The organism is Kitasatospora sp. NBC_01560, from assembly GCF_045208415.1.
Classification (GTDB): Bacteria; Actinomycetota; Actinomycetes; order Streptomycetales; family Streptomycetaceae; genus Kitasatospora.
Window position 1 is genome coordinate 5,013,828 of record NZ_CP109364.1, and the last position, 14,650, is coordinate 5,028,477.

The 14,650-nt window shown below is 70.5% G+C and carries 13 protein-coding genes, 1 tRNA gene and 1 pseudogene; 5 read left to right on the top strand and 10 right to left on the bottom strand.

Annotated elements, in window-relative coordinates:
- Positions 1-23: 23 nt before the first annotated feature.
- The 5 genes from OH807_RS21895 to dnaK all read right to left on the bottom strand — a co-directional run bounded on the left by OH807_RS21895 (position 24) and on the right by dnaK (position 5,546).
- Entirely contained in the window at positions 24-1,139 is a 1,116-nt protein-coding gene (locus OH807_RS21895; RefSeq protein WP_406201494.1) for a helix-turn-helix domain-containing protein, read from the bottom strand.
- A gap of 150 nt (positions 1,140-1,289) precedes the next feature.
- Positions 1,290-1,802, bottom strand: a complete 513-nt coding sequence (locus OH807_RS21900) for a heat shock protein transcriptional repressor HspR (protein WP_406201496.1) — start codon at positions 1,800-1,802, stop codon at positions 1,290-1,292.
- Between the two features lie 7 nt (positions 1,803-1,809).
- Positions 1,810-2,967 (bottom strand): molecular chaperone DnaJ, encoded by a 1,158-nt coding sequence (gene dnaJ / locus OH807_RS21905; RefSeq protein WP_406201499.1) that lies wholly within the window; start codon positions 2,965-2,967, stop codon positions 1,810-1,812.
- A gap of 120 nt (positions 2,968-3,087) precedes the next feature.
- Entirely contained in the window at positions 3,088-3,711 is a 624-nt protein-coding gene (grpE, locus tag OH807_RS21910; RefSeq protein ID WP_406201502.1) for a nucleotide exchange factor GrpE, read from the bottom strand.
- Positions 3,708-5,546 (bottom strand): molecular chaperone DnaK, encoded by a 1,839-nt coding sequence (gene dnaK, locus OH807_RS21915; protein WP_406201504.1) that lies wholly within the window; start codon positions 5,544-5,546, stop codon positions 3,708-3,710. The genes grpE and dnaK overlap by 4 nt, the downstream gene beginning before the upstream one ends.
- A 328-nt stretch (positions 5,547-5,874) precedes the next feature.
- Here dnaK and OH807_RS21920 point away from each other — a divergent pair, with 328 nt between their 5' ends.
- The 4 genes and pseudogenes from OH807_RS21920 (at position 5,875) to OH807_RS21935 (ending at position 11,871) form a co-directional block, all read left to right on the top strand.
- The gene (locus tag OH807_RS21920; RefSeq protein WP_406201506.1) at positions 5,875-8,094 is read left to right on the top strand and encodes a (Fe-S)-binding protein; all 2,220 of its coding nucleotides are present in this window, start codon (positions 5,875-5,877) and stop codon (positions 8,092-8,094) included.
- Positions 8,095-8,494: 400 nt separating this feature from the next.
- A pseudogene (locus OH807_RS21925) lies at positions 8,495-9,568 on the top strand (sugar phosphate nucleotidyltransferase); the annotation flags it as partial.
- Between the two features lie 302 nt (positions 9,569-9,870).
- Positions 9,871-10,902 carry a Yip1 family protein gene (locus OH807_RS21930; RefSeq protein WP_406201509.1) on the top strand — a complete coding sequence of 344 codons (1,032 nt, stop codon included), beginning with the start codon at positions 9,871-9,873 and terminating at the stop codon, positions 10,900-10,902.
- 78 nt (positions 10,903-10,980) lie between these two features.
- Positions 10,981-11,871 (top strand): metal-dependent hydrolase, encoded by an 891-nt coding sequence (locus tag OH807_RS21935; RefSeq protein WP_406201511.1) that lies wholly within the window; start codon positions 10,981-10,983, stop codon positions 11,869-11,871.
- Between the two features lie 89 nt (positions 11,872-11,960).
- On the opposite strand, the gene dcd is transcribed toward OH807_RS21935, so the two are convergent.
- Complete coding sequence (gene dcd / locus OH807_RS21940) at positions 11,961-12,536, bottom strand: dCTP deaminase (protein ID WP_406201513.1); 576 nt, start codon at positions 12,534-12,536, stop codon at positions 11,961-11,963.
- Positions 12,537-12,607: 71 nt separating this feature from the next.
- Positions 12,608-12,844, bottom strand: coding sequence for a hypothetical protein (locus OH807_RS21945; protein WP_406201515.1), 237 nt, complete (start codon positions 12,842-12,844; stop codon positions 12,608-12,610).
- Between the two features lie 265 nt (positions 12,845-13,109).
- On the opposite strand from OH807_RS21945, the gene OH807_RS21950 reads away from it, so the two are divergent.
- Positions 13,110-13,180: transfer RNA gene (locus OH807_RS21950), tRNA-Gly, on the top strand.
- A 196-nt stretch (positions 13,181-13,376) separates the two neighbouring features.
- On the opposite strand, the gene OH807_RS21955 is transcribed toward OH807_RS21950, so the two are convergent.
- From OH807_RS21955 to OH807_RS21965, 3 genes are read right to left on the bottom strand one after another with little or no spacing between them, the layout of a single operon-like run.
- The gene (locus OH807_RS21955) at positions 13,377-13,844 is read right to left on the bottom strand and encodes a hypothetical protein (protein WP_406201517.1); all 468 of its coding nucleotides are present in this window, start codon (positions 13,842-13,844) and stop codon (positions 13,377-13,379) included.
- 32 nt (positions 13,845-13,876) lie between these two features.
- Entirely contained in the window at positions 13,877-14,401 is a 525-nt protein-coding gene (locus tag OH807_RS21960; protein ID WP_406211109.1) for a protein kinase domain-containing protein, read from the bottom strand.
- Positions 14,398-14,619, bottom strand: a complete 222-nt coding sequence (locus OH807_RS21965) for a hypothetical protein (protein ID WP_406211467.1) — start codon at positions 14,617-14,619, stop codon at positions 14,398-14,400. Before OH807_RS21965 ends, OH807_RS21960 begins: the two co-directional genes overlap by 4 nt.
- Positions 14,620-14,650 lie beyond the last annotated feature (31 nt).

The window sequence follows — 14,650 nt, forward strand, 5'->3', positions numbered from 1 at the left end:
CGACCTGCCCGCGATGCGGCGGGTCAGGGCAGGTCGGTCTCGGCAAGCACTCTCCCGGCGCCCCCGGCCCCGGCCTCCAGCTGGGCCAGTTTCCAGCCCAGCTGGAACAGGGTGTCGACGCCGTACTCCTCGCGCATTTCGGCGATGTGCCGGGCGAGCGTCCGCTCGCTCAGGCCGAGCCGGCGCGCGATCGTCCGGTGCCCGATGCCCTGGAGCATCATCCGGATGATCTGCTGGCGCATGCTCGACACCACCTGCGGCGGGATCTCCCGGGCGCCGGTGAACGGGATCGAGCGGTCCCACATGCTGTCGAAGAGCTGGACGATGTAGCTGATGACGGCTTCGTCACGGATGAACGCCGCCCGCGCCTCGCGGTCCTCGTCGCTGACGGGTATGACCGCCACCTTGCGGTCCATCACGATGACCCGGGTGAAGGGCTCGTCCAGGGTGCGGACCTGGCAGCCCTCCTGGGTGACCGAGGAGACGTACTCCACCGTGGGCGCCGAGTAGCGCGCGCTGGGCTGGTAGATGGTGCGCATGGTGCCGCCGCGCTGCACGAACCGCATGTCGCGCTCGATCGCGACCTTGATCGCCTCGGCCCGTCGCCCGCCGCCCGGCTGGGCCGTGAGCATCTCCTTCTCGCAGTCCTCCAGGAGCAGCGCGAGCTGGCGGTTGATGGCCGCCCCGGTTTCGATGTACTCGATTGCGCCCCCGCCGCTCGCATGTCCCGCGTACGAGTAATAGGCGCGTCCCAGGCTTTGCAGCGACGCCGATATTGTCATGGATCGCGCAAGAAGTTCGACGGCCCGGGTCTGCAGTTCACTGCTCAACGAATCCGCGAGTTGCCGGGGATCACCGGCAATCATTCCGCCGGGGGATTCCACGTCCGGCACCAGCAGTCCGAGATTCTGCAATTCGCGGACCAGCCGGCCGTCGTGCAGGTCCGGAAGGAGACCCGGCGCGCTCAGGCGGCCGCCGGCCTGCAGAATTCGCATGTACAGGGAGTGGGCTTCCGGCGACAGCTCGACCGGCATCCCGGACGGATCGTCCGCCGCTGGGACCGGATCCGGTTCGGCGGCGGGCATCGTCGTCTCCTTGCCATGGGCGAAACGGATCTTCGATGGCAGCGGTGTCGCCATCGTTGTGCCGGAGCCGGGCTCCCCCGTGGAGCGGCGTCCTGCCGGTCGGTTCACCTTACGACCACTGAGGGGGAACTCTCTCACCAACGCCGAGCCGCCGGCACCCCCCGGCCAGGGGGAACCGGCGGCTCGGGCGTCCACCGTGCCTGGTCAGCGCCTGGGGCGCCAGACCACCAGCGCGCTGGACTGGGCCGGGGCCTGGTACGGGACCAGGTCGCGGCGGTAGGAGGCGTGGACGGCGGCCTCGCGCTGCCGGAGAGCGGCGGCGGCGCCTTCGAGGGAGTCGACCAGTTCGGTGATCCGGGCCTGGAGCGCGGTGACCTGGTTGTCCAGCTCGATGATCCGCTTGATGCCGGCGAGGTTGATGCCCTCGTCCTGGGAGAGGCGCTGGACCTCGCGCAGCTGCTGGATGTCCCGGGCCGAGTAGCGCCGGCCGCGGCCGGCGGTGCGGTCGGGGCAGACCAGGCCGAGCCGGTCGTACTGGCGCAGGGTCTGCGGGTGCAGGCCGGAGAGCTCGGCGGCGACCGAGATCACGTAGACCGGGGTGTCCTCGGTGAGGACGTACTGCGGGGGCGGTGCGGCGCGGCGGGCGCGCGGGGCGCTGCCGGGCAGGCCCTCGCCGAGCGGGGCGCCGGCGGGGCCGATCGTGCCGTCGGGTGTCATCTGGTCGTCACGCTCCCTTCGCCGCCTTGAAGAGGGCGGCTCGTGGGTCGTCGGAGGCGGTGGCCTCGCGGTACTGCTCCAGGGCCTCCAGCGCGTCGCCGGTGACGTGCTGGGGCACCACGACCTCCACGGTGACCAGGAGGTCGCCGCGGGTGCCGTCCTTGCGGGTGGCGCCCTTGCCGCGGGCCCGCAGGGTGAGGCCGTTGGCGCTGCCGGGCGGCAGCTTGAGCTTCACCGACGGGCCGCCCAGCGTCGGTACCTCGATGGTGCCGCCGAGGGCGGCCTCGGGGAAGGTGACGGGCACGGTCACGGTGAGGTTGTCGGCCTTGCGCCCGAAGACGGGGTGCGGGTCGACGTGCACGGTGACGTAGAGGTCGCCCGGCTGGCCGCCGCGCTCGCCCTGGGCGCCCTTGCCCTTGAGCCGGATGCGCTGGGCGTCCTGGACGCCGGCGGGGATCCGGACCTGCATGGTGCGGGCGGAGCTGGCCCGGCCGCTGCCGTGGCAGTCGGTGCACGGGTCGTCGACGATCATGCCGCGGCCGCGGCAGTCCCGGCAGGGCTCGGAGAGCGCGAAGGCGCCCTGGCCACGGCTGACGGTGCCGGCGCCGACGCAGGTCGGGCAGACCCGGGGGGTGGTGCCGGCCTTGGCGCCGGTGCCGCTGCAGGTGCGGCAGGGGGCCTGGCTGGTCATCCGGAGCGGGACGGTCGCGCCGTCGACGGCCTCCTCGAAGGAGAGCGTCACCTCGGTCTCGACGTCGGCGCCGCGCCGGGGCTGGGGCTGGCGGCCGCCGCGGTTGAACAGGCCGCCGAAGACGTCGCCGATCCCCCCGCCGTTGCCGCCGCCGGTGCCCTGGCTGCCGTTGAAGAGGTCGCCGAAGTCGAAGCTGTAGCCGTTGGCGCCGGGGCCGCCGGAGCGGAAACCGCCGTTGGCGAAGAGGGTGCGCGCCTCGTCGTACTCCTTGCGGCGCTTCTCGTCCGAGAGGACGTCATAGGCCTCGGAGATGTCCTTGAAGCGGTCCTCGGCCTTGGTGTCGCCCTTGTTCGCATCGGGGTGGAACTCGCGCGCCAGCTTGCGGTAGGTCTTCTTGATCTCGGTGGCGGAGGCGTCCTTGGGCACGCCGAGGACCTTGTAGTAGTCCTTCTCCACGTAGTCCTTGCCGCTCATGGCTGCCGCCACCTCCCGGGGTCAACAGTTACGGGTCCACATGCTGTGGCGTCAACGGATACGGCACTGCGGAGCCGGCCGTCGTACTGGACGACGTACGACTCCGCAGTGCACGGGTGTTCAGCTCTCCGAGCCACCGTCGGCCTTGTCGGCGCCGGCGTCCGTCGACTTCTCGGCGGCGTCGGGCGCGGCGGTGGTCTGGGTGCCCGGCTGGGGCTCCGCGACCGCGACCATCGCCGGGCGGATGATCCGCTCGCCGATCCGGTAGCCGGGCTGGAGGATCTGGACACAGGTGTCCTCGGTGACGTCCGAGGAGTAGCTGTGCATCAGTGCCTCGTGCATGGTCGGGTCGAAGGGCTCGCCCTCCTTGCCGAACTGCTGGAGGCCCAGCTTGGCCACCACCGTCTCCAGCGACTCGGCGACGGACTTGAAGCCGCCCGTCACCTCGCCGTGGTCGCGGGCCCGGCCGATGTCGTCCAGCACCGGGATCAGCGACTCCAGGATGTTGGAGATCGCGATCTCACGGACCGTCAGCCGGTCCCGCTCGACCCGCTTGCGGTAGTTCTGGTACTCGGCCTGGAGGCGCTGGAGGTCGGCCGTCCGCTCGGCCAGCTCGCGCTTGGCCGAGGCGAGGTCGTCCCCGCCGGCGGCACCGGCGGCGGCTGCCTCCTCGGCGGCCTTGACCACGGCCTCTTCGGCGGCGGAGTCGTCGCCGGGCTCAGCACCCTGCGGCTTCTCCGTCATGCCGCACCGCCCTTGGGCTTCTCGTCGTCCACGATCTCGGCGTCGACGACGTCGTCGTCCTTGGCACCGGCGGCGTCACCGGCCGGGGCGGCACCCGCGGCGTCGGCGTTGGCGTAGAGCGCCTGGCCGAGCTTCTGGGCGGTGGTGGAGACCTTCTCCGAGGCCTCGCGGATGGCCGCGATGTCCTCGCCCTTCAGGGCCTCCTTGAGCTCGCCGATGGAGGTCTCGACCTCGGTCTTGACGTCGGCCGGGAGCTTGTCCGCGTTGTCCGCGATGAACTTCTCGGTCGAGTAGACGAGCTGCTCGGCCTGGTTGCGGGTCTCGACCGACTCGCGGCGCTTGTGGTCCTCCTCCGCGTACTGCTCGGCCTCGCGCATCATGCGCTCGATGTCGTCCTTCGGCAGCGCGGAGCCGCCGGTGACGGTCATCTTCTGCTCCTTGCCGGTGCCGAGGTCCTTCGCGCCGACGTGCATGATGCCGTTGGCGTCGATGTCGAAGGTGACCTCGATCTGGGGCAGGCCGCGGGGGGCCGGCGGGAGACCGGTCAGCTCGAACATGCCGAGCTTCTTGTTGTACGCCGCGATCTCGCGCTCGCCCTGGTAGACCTGGATCTGCACGGACGGCTGGTTGTCCTCGGCCGTGGTGAAGATCTCGGAGCGCTTGGTCGGGATCGTGGTGTTGCGCTCGATCAGCTTGGTCATGATGCCGCCCTTGGTCTCGATGCCGAGGGACAGCGGGGTGACGTCGAGCAGCAGGACGTCCTTGACCTCGCCCTTGAGGACACCGGCCTGGAGCGCGGCGCCGATGGCGACGACCTCGTCCGGGTTGACGCCCTTGTTGGCGTCCTGCCCGCCGGTCATCTCCTTGACGAGCTCGGCGACGGCCGGCATCCGGGTGGAGCCACCGACCAGGACGACGTGGTCGATCTCGGAGAGCGAGATGCCGGCGTCCTTGATCACGTTGTGGAACGGCGTCTTGCAGCGCTCCAGCAGGTCGGCGGTGAGCTGCTGGAACTGGGCCCGGGTGAGCTTCTCGTCCAGGTGCAGCGGGCCCTCGGCGGAGGCCGTGATGTAGGGCAGGTTGATCGAGGTCTCGGAGGACGAGGACAGCTCGATCTTGGCCTTCTCGGCGGCCTCGCGGAGGCGCTGGAGGGCCATCTTGTCCTTGGACAGGTCGACGCCGTGGCCGGCCTGGAAGACCTTGACCAGGTGGTCGACGACCTTCTGGTCCCAGTCGTCGCCGCCGAGGTGGTTGTCACCGTTGGTGGCCTTCACCTCGACGACGCCGTCGCCGATCTCCAGCAGCGAGACGTCGAAGGTGCCGCCACCGAGGTCGAAGACCAGGATGGTCTGGTCGTCCTTGTCCAGGCCGTAGGCCAGGGCGGCCGCGGTCGGCTCGTTGACGATGCGCAGGACGTTGAGGCCCGCGATCTCACCGGCCTCCTTGGTGGCCTGGCGCTCGGAGTCGGAGAAGTACGCCGGGACGGTGATGACCGCGTCGGTCACCGTCTCGCCCAGGTACGCCTCGGCGTCGCGCTTCAGCTTCTGCAGCACGAAGGCGCTGATCTGCTGGGGGTTGAAGTCCTTGCCGTCCAGGTTGATCTTCCACCCGGTGCCCATGTGGCGCTTGACCGAGCGGATGGTCCGGTCGACGTTGGTGACCGCCTGGCGCTTGGCGACCTCGCCGACCAGGACCTCACCGTTCTTTGCGAAGGCGACGACGGACGGCGTGGTCCGCGCGCCCTCGGCGTTCGTGATGACGGTGGGCTCGCCACCCTCCAGAACGCTGACGACCGAGTTCGTCGTGCCGAGGTCGATGCCGACCGCGCGTGCCATCGTAAATACCTCCACGGAAGAGTTGAGCTTTACAGGCTCAAGGATGCACGACCGGGCCGGAAGCGTCAACAGCTATGAGCCTGAGTCGCTCAACTTTGCTGAGCGGATAGGGTCCCCGGGGCGGGGATCGGAGGGCCGGGCGGCCCCGTCCCGAGTGCCGAGGGTGGACTTACGTGACTGCCGCCATACGTTGGGCGTCTTCAGGAGAAGAGTTGACAAACGGTAATGTCCGGCCCGTCGGCCCAGGAAGTTACCGACGAGTACACTCGCCCGGGAGAAACCCGGGGGAAACTGCTCACCCAGGAAAGCCGCAGGAGACGGAGAGCCGATGCAACTAGCAGCGATCGTCATCTCGCTGGTCACGTTCGTGATCGGCACCGCGCTCGCCGCCCGTGCGGCGCTGTACATCTTCAAGGTGGTGCGGACCGGCCAGGCCGACCCCACCAGGTTCGGAGCGCCCGCGCAGCGGGCGAAGACCGTGGCGGTCGAGTTCGTCGGCCACACCCGGATGAACCGGTGGGGCGTCGTCGGCGTCGCGCACTGGTTCGTCGCGGTCGGCTTCTTCACGCTGGGCCTCACCCTGCTGACCGCCTTCTTCCAGCTGTTCGACGCCGAGTTCGTGCTGCCGGTGCTCGGCGGCTGGCTGCCGTACGAGCTCTTCACCGAGCTGGTCGGCACCATGACCACGCTGGGCATCGCGGCCCTGATCGTGATCCGGCTGCTCAGCCTGCCGTCCCGGTCCGGCCGGAAGTCCCGGTTCGCCGGCTCGATCGCCTGGCAGGCCTTCTACGTCGAGTACACGATCCTCGGCATCGGTCTCTGCATCATGATCCTGCGCGGCCTGGAGGGCGCGCTGGAGAACGTCGGATCCTACGAGGCGACGTACCTGATCTCCTACCCGCTCGTGCTGGCCTTCAAGGGTCTCTCGCACGGCACGCTGGAGAACCTGATCTACCTCTTCGCGATGCTGAAGATCTGCATCTCCTTCGCCTGGGCGATCACCATCGGCATCAACCCGTCGATGGGCGTGGCCTGGCACCGGTTCCTCGCGTTCTTCAACATCTACTTCAAGCGCGAGGAGGACGGCGACACCGCGCTGGGCGCCCTGCGGCCGATGACCAGCGGCGGTGTGCCGATCGACTTCGAGGACCCGGCCGACGACGCGGTGTTCGGCGTCTCCCAGGTCGAGCACTTCTCCTGGAAGGGCATCCTCGACTTCTCCACCTGCACCGAGTGCGGCCGCTGCCAGTCGCAGTGCCCCGCCTGGAACACCGGCAAGCCGCTCTCGCCGAAGCTGCTGATCATGAGCCTGCGCGAGCACGCCTTCGGCAAGGCGCCCTACCTGCTGGCCGGCGGCGGCAAGGACATGGAGGGCGAGGAGCGGGCCACCGCCGAGCAGCTCGCCGACGTGCCCGCCGCCGCGCTGGCCGAGGCCGAGCGCCCGCTCATCGGCACCGCCGAGGAGAACGGCGTCATCGACCCGGACGTGCTGTGGTCCTGCACCACCTGCGGCGCCTGCGTCGAGCAGTGCCCCGTCGACATCGAGCACATCGACCACATCGTCGACATGCGCCGCTACCAGGTGATGATCGAGTCCTCGTTCCCCACCGAGGCCGGCACGATGCTCAAGAACCTCGAGAACAAGGGCAACCCGTGGGGCATGGCCACCAAGGCCCGCCTCGACTGGGTCAAGGAGCTCAAGAAGGAGACCGGCATCGAGGTGCCGGTGATCGGCGAGGACATCGACCCCGCCGAGGTCGAGTACCTCTACTGGGTCGGCTGCGCCGGCGCCCTGGAGGACCGCGCGAAGAAGACCACCAAGGCCTTCGCCGAACTCCTGCACACCGCCGGCGTGCAGTTCGCCATCCTCGGCAAGGAGGAGTCCTGCACCGGCGACTCCGCCCGCCGCCTCGGCAACGAGTTCCTCTTCCAGATGCTCGGCGCGCAGAACGTCGAGACCCTCAACGCGGCCCTGGAGGACGCGCCGAAGAAGCGGATCGTCGCCACCTGCCCGCACTGCTTCAACACCATCGCCAACGAGTACCCCCAGCTGGGCGGCCACTTCGAGGTCATCCACCACACCCAGCTGCTCCAGCACCTGATCGACGAGGGCAAGCTCGTCCCCGTCAACCCGGTCGAAGGCCTGATCACCTACCACGACCCCTGCTACCTGGGCCGCCACAACAAGGTCTACAGCCCGCCGCGCGAGATCATGGACAAGGTCCCCGGCCTGCGCCAGCAGGAGATGCACCGCCACAAGGAACGCGGCTTCTGCTGCGGCGCCGGCGGCGCCCGCATGTGGATGGAGGAGCGCATCGGCAAGCGCATCAACACCGAGCGCGTCGACGAGGCACTCTCCCTCAACCCCGACATCGTCTCCACCGCCTGCCCGTTCTGCCTCGTGATGCTCTCCGACTCCGTCAACGGCAAGAAGAACGAGGGCGCGGCCAAGGAACACCTCAAGGTCGTCGACGTGGCCCAGCTGCTCCTCGAATCCGTCAAGGCGGCCCCGCCCGCCGCGACCGAGCCGCAGCCCGTCGACGCCTGAACGGCGCCGTGAGGCCGTCCTGAGGCACGGTTTGTTCGACAGTTCTGCTACAACTGCCCGGCCCGGTGGGTGCCACGAGCCCCCGCCGGGCCGGGTTTTTCGCCCGTCCCCGGCCGCTCCGGGGCCGTTCTTCGGCCGGGAAGTTGCCGGGCTTTCGCCTGGCTTCCACCGGGATTCCACCCGGCCGCCGGGCGTCCGGAGCCGCGTGGAGCGGACGGGCAGGGGCGCCAACCACCGGACCGCCGGGCGGCGTCCCGGTTGGAAGGAAATACAGTAGGCGCCGGACCGGCCCTGTGCCGGTCGGCCCGTTCCGGCCCACCGGACGGGAGTCCAGACCACTGACGGAGGTATCGGCCCGCCGGGCCGGGCCGCAGAGACCACAAGGGGAACAGCGCAAACCATGACCGAGGCGATCATGCTGGTCGGTGGTAAGGGCACGCGACTGCGTCCGCTGACCACCCACACCCCCAAGCCCATGCTGCCCGTGGCAGGCGTCCCGTTCATCGCCCACCAGCTGGCCCGTGCAGCCGCGGCCGGGGTCACCCGTGTGGTGCTCGCCACCTCCTACCTGGCCGAGGTGTTCGAGGACCACTTCCAGGACGGCACGCCGTACGGGATCGAGCTGGTCTACCTGACCGAGCGCGAGCCGCTCGGTACCGGCGGGGCCATCCGCAACGCCGCGTCCGGGCTCACCTGCGGCCCCGACGAGCCCGTTCTGGTCTTCAACGGCGACATCCTGTCCGGCGTCGACATCGCCGCCCTGCGCGACGGCCACGTGGCCGCCGGGGCCGACGTCACCCTGCACCTCACCCGGGTCGAGGACCCGCGCGCCTTCGGGCTCGTCCCGACCGACGAGCACGGGCGGGTGCTGGAGTTCCTGGAGAAGCCGGAGACGCCCGAGCAGATCGTCACCGACCAGATCAACGCCGGCTGCTACGTCTTCACCCGGTCCGTGATCGACCGCATCCCGGCCGGCCGGGAGGTCTCCGTCGAGCGCGAGACCTTCCCCGAGCTGCTGGCCACCGGCGCGCTGCTGCGCGGCGTGGTGGACACCTCGTACTGGCTGGACCTCGGCACCCCGGCCGCCTTCGTCCGCGGCTCGGCCGACCTGGTGCTCGGCAAGGTCGACTCCCCGGCCGTCCCCGGCCCGACCGGTGACGCCCTGCTCCTGCCCGGCGCCACCGTCCACCCGGGCGCGGTGCTGAGCGGCGGCAGTGTCGTCGCCGAGGGCGCGGTGGTCGAGGCCGGCGCGATCGTCGAGGGCAGCGTGATCCTGTCCGGCGCGGTGATCGGCCCGGACACCCTGGTCAAGGACTCGATCGTGGGCGCCTACGCCACCGTCGGCGACCGCACCGCGCTGGACGGCGCGGTGATCGGCGACGGCGCCATCGTCGAGGCGGACAACGAGCTGCCGAACGGCATCCGGATCGCCTGCGGCACGCTGCTGCCGGTCGGCGCCGTCCGCACCTCGGCCGGCCCGGGCGGCTGCCCGGCCGGCGCCACGGCGGCCGCGGCGGTGCACGGGCCGAAGGTGTCCGCGCAGCGCTGATCCCGCGCCCCCGGCGTACGGGCCCGCGCCCGGTGGGTGGGCAAGCGCCCGGCGTACGGGCCCGCGCCCGGTGGGTGGGCAAGCGCCCGGCGTACGGGCCCGTGTGCGGCGCGTGAGGCCGTGCACGGCGCGTCGTCGGTACGGCCGGGCGTCACAGGCTCGCTGCAAACCGGCCCCGGCTCCGTTCCCGGCCTACGCGGAGTCAGCCGGACGGGTACCTTCGGAACGTGGCTGGTAATCGATACGACAGCGGTCAGGGTGCCGACCCCCGGGGCGGGTGGTCGGCTCCGCCGCCCTCCGCGGGGGCACCCGGGGGGTACGGACCGACGAACGGGCCGACGGACGGACCGGAGTACTTCACCGCCCCGCACCGGCCCGCACCCGGCGGTCCCGGCGGCGGTCCCGGCGCCGACGGCGGGTACGGGCCCGGGCCCGGGCCCGCGCACGGGCACGACCCGTACGCCGCCGACCAGCCCGGCCACACCCGGGCCTTCCCGACCGGCGCCGACCCGTACGCGGGGGAGCCGTACCCGTACCAGGGCCAGGGCGGCCCGGCGGAGTACGGGCAGCCGTACCCCGGCGGGGCGTACGAGCAGGGCTACGACCAGGGCCAGGGCCACAACCAGGGCCAGGGCTACGGCCAGGAGCAGCCGTACGGGCAGGACAACGTCGCCGTGTACCGGGCCGGCGGCCAGTCCGCCCCGCACGTCTCCGGGCCGCGGCCGACCTGGCGCGAGCTGCTGACCGGGCTCTTCCGCAGCCCGGCCGCCACCTTCGACCGCACCCGGGACCACCAGGTCTGGCTGCCCGCCCTCACCGTCTCGCTGCTCTACGGCGTGCTGGCCGTGCTCGGCTTCGGTATGACCCGCGACGACGTCTTCAACTCGACCTTCGGCGTCGCCCTCACCGCCATCCTCGCCGCCGCGGTCTGCTTCACGCTGGCCGGCGCCATGCTGGGCGGGGTGACGTACGGACTGGCCCGCCAGTTCGGCGGGGACGGCCCGTGGCGGTCGACCGTCGGCCTGGCCGTGCTGATCGGCTGGACGACGGACGCGCCCCGGCTGCTGCTGGCCCTGGTGCTGCCGTCCGACAACGTGGTGGTCCAGGCGGTCGGCTGGGCGACCTGGGTGCTCTGCGCGGTGCTGCTGACCACGATGGTCCGCCGCCTGCACGACCTGCCCTGGGGCAAGGCCGCCGGGGCGGCCGCACTACAGCTGCTGGCGCTGCTGGTGCTGATCAAGCTGCCGACGCTGGGCTGAGCCGGGGGAGAATGGACGACGGGCCCCGCCCGCGGGGCCCGTTCCGCTTCCACCACCCTCACGCGCACGGAGCCAGGAATGACCCTCCCCACCACCCACGTCAGCTTCCCGGCCGGGGCGGTGACCGGCGAGTCCCCGGTGCTCGCGGTGCACCCGCTGGACGGCGGCCGGCACGCCGTCGTCACCGCGGCGACCCCGTTCCACCCGCTCGACCACACCTGGCCCGACCAGCCCGCCGACCTCGGCACCCTCACCGTCGACGGCACCGAGCTGGCCGTCGTCGACTGCCTGACCGGCGCCGTCGGCCCGGACGGCGGCGCCCCGCTGGTCGGCGCCGACATCCCGGTCCGCCGCGGCGACGAGGAGTGGTCCTGGCTCGTCCTGCACGTGGTCGACGGCGACCCGGGCGACCTCGTCGGCAAGCCCGCGGTGCTCGCCGTCGACGCCGGCCGCCGGGCCGCCCTCAGCGCCTCGCACAGCGGCTGCCACCTGCTCGCCCTCGCCCTGAACGCCGCCCTCGCCCCGCGCTGGCGCAAGGACCCGGGCCGCGCCGACGCGTTCGGCAACCCGGACTTCGACAGCCTCGCCATGGCGAGCTCGGTGATGGACACCGAGGCCAGCACCGACACCTACCGGCTCGGCAAGTCGCTGAAGAAGAAAGGCTTCACGATCGACGCCACCGAGGAGCTCCCGGCGCTCGCCGACGCCCTCCCCGCCGTCACCGAGGCCGTCAACAAGCAGCTGGCCGCATGGGTCGCGGCCGACGCCGCCGTCCGCATCGACGTCCCCGGCCCCGAGCTGACCGCCCGCCGCCAGTGGCACTGCGAGCTGCCCGAGGGCGCGGCCCAGATCTTCTGCGGCGGCACCCACCTGCACCACCTCGGCGAGCTGGCCGGGCTGAGCACCGAGCTGCGGCTCTCCGAGGACGGCAGCGAGCTGGTCGCGGTGACCCGCCCCGAGCGGGTCTGAGGTCCGCGCCCCCCGGGAACGCCGCGGGCGGCCACCCCCTCACGTCCGGTGAGGGGGTGGCCGCCCGTCGTGCGTGCGCCCTGCTGCGGTCAGATGTCCGTGCGGTGGAAGTTCAGGTACGAGCGGGACGGCGTCGGGCCGCGCTGGCCCTGGTAGCGCGAGCCGTACCGCGCGGAGCCGTACGGGTGCTCCGACGGCGAGGAGAGCCGGAACAGGCAGAGCTGCCCGATCTTCATCCCCGGGTAGAGCTTGATCGGCAGCGTCGCGACGTTCGACAGCTCCAGCGTGACGTGCCCGCTGAAGCCGGGGTCGATGAAGCCGGCCGTGGAGTGCGTCAGCAGGCCGAGCCGGCCCAGGCTGGACTTGCCCTCCAGCCGGGAGGCGACGTCGTCCGGCAGCGTGATGACCTCGTACGTCGAGGCCAGCACGAACTCGCCCGGGTGCAGGATGAACGCCTCGTCGCCCTCCGGCTCGACCAGCCGGGTGAGGTCCGGCTGCTCCTCGGAGGGGTCGATGTGCGGGTAGCGGTGGTTCTCGAAGACCCGGAAGAAGCGGTCCAGTCGCACGTCGATACTGGACGGCTGGATCATCGCCGGGTCGAACGGGGCGATCGAGACCCGGCCCAGGTCGATCTCGGTCCGGATGTCCTTGTCAGAGAGCAGCACGCTTCGAGGTTACGTGCACGACGCGGCCCCGGACGAATCGCCCGGGGCCCGTGCCGTCCTCGCGCCGGCCGTCAGGCCAGGAACTCCGCGGCCTCCAGCCGCATCGCCCGGGCCAGTTGCGGCCCGGACAGCTCCCGGAGGTCGGCCAGCACCGAGCTGCGCAGCCGTCCGCACTGCGGACAGCGGATCAGCCGCCCGGGCCCCAGCCGGCCCGGTCCGAGGTTCTGCATCGGGAACGTGGTGGTGCTGAACAGGTGCCCCTCGGCACAACGAACGACGGCGCGCTGCTCCATCGGTCCCCTTCCCATCCTTACCCCGGTACTCACCCGTACTCGTCGCGCCCCGGACGGCCGAGCCCTCCAGGACAGCGTCACATTAGGGGATGTTCCGGACAATCCACAGCGAGGCTCGCCGCCCCGGACCCCACCCGCCGGAGCACTCTCGCGCGGCCCACACAGTACGCCTCCCACCCCGCCCCGCCGGGCTCCGCCACGGCCGGGCAACACCTGTGCAACCGGCGTCGGGGATGGGGTAGAGTGACAACGGATCGAGCAGTCTCTGACGGCTCGTCAGGCGGGCGTAGTTTAATGGTAGAACATGAGCTTCCCAAGCTTATAGCGCGAGTTCGATTCTCGTCGCCCGCTCAGAGGGAAAGCCCCAGGTCAACGGCCTGGGGCTTTCTTGTTGTCTGGACCAATATTGGGTCGTCGTGCCAGACGCTGCCTGATGCAGCGTTAGATGTGGCGAATTCCCGGTCGTCGCCCGTACTCCTTGGAGGCGTGGGCGGCCCCGACATTCCTAGGTGGAAATCGGCGCCGCCTGGGCCTGGTGAGGGGTTGATCAGGAGGCGAGGAGCGCCCTCCGTCCCGTGCTATTGATAGCCTTGACGCCCTCCTTTAGCAGTGGATGCAGCGAGCGCTGGATGAAATCGTGGATGGCCCAGCTCGCGTCACCCGGGTCGGCGTCCTGAAGCGCTTCGAGGGCGACCACGGCGGTCTCCGCTTCCCGGATGGGCTGCAGGATCTCGGCAAGGACGTCCTGGACGTGCCAGCGGTTGTGGGATTGACCCAGCTTGGGAAGCATGCCGATGGTCAGTCGCAAGATCTCGCTGTCGGTGGTTCCCTGGACGACGCGCTTGGAGAAGTCGGCGAGCACGTCGCAGTAGTCGAACCCGAACCGGGTGGCGTTCACGTAGGCGCAGAAGTTCTCGTAGATGAGGACGAACCCCGGGCTGTCCGTCTGCCATGCGAACTGGATGGCCGCAGTCGACATGCTGGTCAGCACGCGCTGGACCTTCTTCTGGGCCATGTCGTCGCTCTTGTCGATGAGCTGGGCCCAGCTCAGGAACTCCTCGACGGCGATGGTGCCGACGATGGGGACTTCATCCTGGCGACGAGGAGCTTGGCAATGTCCTCGGGAGCCTCCCAGGTGACCTTGCCCGCTTCGAGGGCGCGCTCGATGGCGTCCATGAGTTCGCCTGGGGTCGCGTAACGCCGGTCGTGCTTGACGGTCGCACGCAATATCACCGGGCGGAGTGGACCGTTCTCGATCAGGTCGTCCGAGAGCGGAAGTTCCCCGGCGACCAGATGCTGGAGGATTCGGCCCAGTGAGAGGACGTCCGAGCGGACATCGACGTCTCGGGGCCTCATCAACTGCTCTGGTGCCGCGTAGACCAGCGTGCCGAGGCCCTGCCGGAGGGTCGAGGTGAGGGCCTCGCTCTGCCGTTCGCTCTCACGGGCGAGACCGAAGTCACTGAGTGCCCATCCGCCACCAGTCGTCCGAAGGATGTTGGCCGGCTTGAGGTCGCGATGGAAGATCCCCTGGTTGTGGAGATAGGTCAGCCCAGAGCAGATCTGGCGCGTCACGTCGGTGATCGCCGGCAGGTTGCCTTGAACTCCTTCGCCACGTCCAGCAGGCTGGCCTTCGCGAGCGGCATCGCGTACCAGATTCCGTCCTCCTCGGTGCCGTCGCCGTGCGCGAGGATCGGGATCACGTTCAGGTCCGAGAGCTCGGTGAGGATTCTCAGCTCGCGCTTGAATCGGACTACTGCCTCGGCATCGATGTTGGCTACGTTCCGGAGCACCTTGACGGCGACCAGATCGCCAGTCTTGCGG